Source organism: Sphingopyxis sp., assembly GCF_035565275.1.
GTDB lineage: Bacteria > Pseudomonadota > Alphaproteobacteria > Sphingomonadales > Sphingomonadaceae > Sphingopyxis.
Genome location: NZ_DATMST010000196.1, coordinates 1 through 3,252, shown reverse-complemented (window position 1 = coordinate 3,252; position 3,252 = coordinate 1). Strand labels below are relative to the sequence as shown.

At 66.9% G+C, this 3,252-nt stretch carries 2 protein-coding genes; both read left to right on the top strand.

The window, feature by feature from the left end; translation table 11 throughout:
• Positions 1 to 2,567 (top strand): NAD-glutamate dehydrogenase domain-containing protein (locus VN047_RS13925; RefSeq protein WP_325543654.1); only part of this gene is annotated, 2,567 nt, incomplete at its 5' end.
• On the top strand, positions 2,567 to 3,252 hold a 686-nt coding region (locus tag VN047_RS13920), incomplete at its 3' end, for a hypothetical protein (protein WP_325543652.1). The genes VN047_RS13925 and VN047_RS13920, both read left to right, overlap by 1 nt.

Here is a 3,252-nt window from a genome sequence, read left to right as displayed (position 1 = left end):
GGCGCCTGCGCGCCCTTGTGCTCGCGATCGTGCGCACCAACGCCTTCGCACCCGCCGCCAACGACGCGCTCGCGTTCAAGATTGATTCCTCCCAGGTGCCCGGACTTCCGGCGCCGGTGCCGTGGCGCGAAGTGTGGGTCTATTCGCCGCGCGTCGAGGGCATTCACCTGCGCGCCGGCCCGGTCGCGCGTGGCGGGCTCCGCTGGTCCGACCGCCGCGACGACTTCCGCACCGAAATTCTCGGGCTGATGAAGGCGCAGCGCGTCAAGAACGCCGTCATCGTGCCGACCGGCGCGAAGGGCGGTTTCTATCCCAAGGCGCTGCCCGACGTGTCGCTCGACCGCGATGCGTGGTTCGCCGAGGGGACCGAATGCTACCGCATCTTCATCCGCTCGCTGCTGTCGATCACCGACAATCTGGTGGCCGGCAAGGTGGTACATCCGAAGGGCGTCGTGATCCACGACGGCGATGATCCCTATTTCGTCGTCGCCGCCGACAAGGGCACCGCGACCTTCTCCGACGTCGCGAATGCCCTCGCGATGGAACGCGACTTCTGGCTCGGCGACGCCTTCGCAAGCGGCGGGTCGAACGGCTATGACCACAAGGCGATGGGCATCACCGCCAAGGGTGCCTGGCTGTCGGTCCGGCGCCACTTCGCCGAAATGGGCGTCGATGTGCAGACCGACACGATCCGCGTTGTCGGCTGCGGCGACATGTCGGGCGACGTGTTCGGCAATGGCATGCTGCTGTCGAAGGCGATCCAGCTGACCGCCGCATTCGACCATCGCCACATCTTCCTCGATCCCAACCCCGAACCGGCGAAGAGCTGGAAGGAACGCGAGCGGATGTTCAATCTGCCGCGGTCGAGCTGGGACGATTATGACAAAAAGCTGATCTCGAAGGGTGGCGGCGTCTTCCCGCGCAGCCAGAAGAGCATCCCCCTCAGCCCCGAAGTACAGGCACTGCTTGGCCTGTCGGTATCCGAAATCGATCCCGGCTCGCTGATCTCGGCGATCCTGAAGGCGCCCGTCGATCTCCTCTGGTTCGGCGGCATTGGCACCTATGTGAAGGCGGCGAGCCAGAACAATGCCGAAGTCGGCGACCCCGCGAACGACGCGCTGCGCGTCGATGGCGAGGACCTGCGCGTCAAGGCGGTCGGCGAGGGCGCGAACCTTGGCGTCACGCAGGCGGCCCGTATTGCCTTCTCGGCGAAGGGCGGGCGGATCAACACCGACTTCATCGACAATTCGGCCGGCGTCGACTGTTCGGATAACGAGGTCAACATCAAGATCGCGCTCAATCGCGAGATGGCCGAAGGCCGGCTTGCCCAGAGCGACCGCGACGCGCTGCTCGTGCGCATGACCGACAATGTGTCGGAGTTGGTGCTCGAGGATAACCGGCTGCAGGCGCTTGCGCTGTCGATCGCCGAAAAGGGCGGATCGGCGGCGGTTCCGTCGCTCGTCCGGTTGATGGAAACCTTCGAGGCTTCGGGCCGGCTCGACCGCAAGGTCGAAGGGCTCGCGGCGAACGACGAGCTGCTGCGCCGCGCTGCCGAAGGGCGCGGGCTGACGCGGCCCGAACTCGCGGTACTGCTGTCGACCGCGAAGCTCGCGCTGCAGGATGCGATCGAGCATAGCGACCTGCCGGACGACCCGGCGCTGGGCAGCGACCTCGCGGCGGCGTTCCCCGACGAAATGCAGCGCGATTTCGCGACCGCTATCGCCGATCACCAGCTGCGCCGCGAAATCATCGCGACCAAGGTGGCGAACCGTATCATCAACCGCATGGGGATCGTCCACCCGTTCGAACTGGTCGAAGAGGAAGGCTGTGCGCTCGGCGACATCGCCGCGGCGTTCGTCGCGGTCGAGCGCCTGCTCGATATGCCCGCGATCTGGGAAGCGCTCGATGAAGCGAAGATCGATGAAAGCGTTCGCCTGTCGCTGTTCGCGCAGGCATCATCGGCGATGACCTCGCAAATGGCCGACCTGCTGCGTGTCACCCAGACGCTGTCACAGGCGGGGCCGGTCGTCGCGCGGCTCGAACCGGGGGTCGACCGCCTGACCACGGGCGTCGATGCGCTGCTCAGCCCCTCGGTCAAGCGCCAGTGGGACATGCTGGCGCAGCAGCTGCTCGACGCCGGGGCGCCCGAAACGCTGACCGCTTCGGTCGTGCGGCTGTTCAAGACCGATGGTGCGATCGGGATCGTCGACCTCGCCGAACGGCGCGGCGACGACGAGATCGCGGTGACCCGCGCCTTTACCCATCTGGGCGAGGCGCTCGGACTCGACTGGGCGCAGACGCTGGCGGCGCATATGAGCCCTGCCGATCCGTGGGAACGCCTGCTCGTCAACAGCCTCGCGCGCGATTTCCAGCAGATGCGGCTGACCTTCCTCGCCGGGCTGCCGAAGGGCGACCTCGACGCGGCAGTAACCAAATGGCTTGCCGATCATGCGCCGCGCGTCGAGCAGTTCAGGGCAACGGTCGACCGCGCGCGGATGATCCCGAACCCGAACGGTGCGATGCTGTCGCACATTGCCGGGCAGGCGCGCGGATTGCTGGGGAGATAATGCCGTTCCAGCCCCGCGTCGCGATCCTCGTCCCGGCGCCCGACTATTACGAGAAGTGGCAGCCCGCCTTTGCCCGCAAGGCGGCGGCGCTGACCGCCGCCGGATTGATCGTCGAACAACGGGTGTGGACCGATCCCGGCGACCTGTCAGCTCATGACCTCGTGCTGCCGCTCTTCGCCTGGGGATATCAGCGCGACGTCGCGGTCTGGTACGCGCTGCTCGACCGTCTGGAGGCGGAAAAGCTGCCGGTGGTCAATCCGGTGCCGGTGCTGCGCTGGAACAGCGACAAGGCCTATCTGGCCGAACTGGGCGCAAAGGGCGTCGCGGTCGTGCCGACGGTCGAGGTCGACATGCTCGATGACGCGAGCCTTGCCGAAGCGACGTCGGAACTGATGACCGATGAGGTCGTCATCAAGCCCGCGATCTCGGGCGGTGCCGACGGAACGCACCGCATCACACCCGGCGCGCCGCTCCCGTCCGACGCGATCGGTCAGCGACGGCTCGTCCAGCCGATGATGCCGGGCATCCTGACCGACGGCGAATATTCGCTTTTCTTCTTTGGCGGTCGATTCAGCCACGCGATCGTCAAACGGCCCGCGTCGGGCGACTTTCGCGTGCAGGAGCAGTTCGGCGGGCGCGAGACGCCCTGGGATGCGAGCGATGCGGCGCAGGCCCTCGCCGCGGC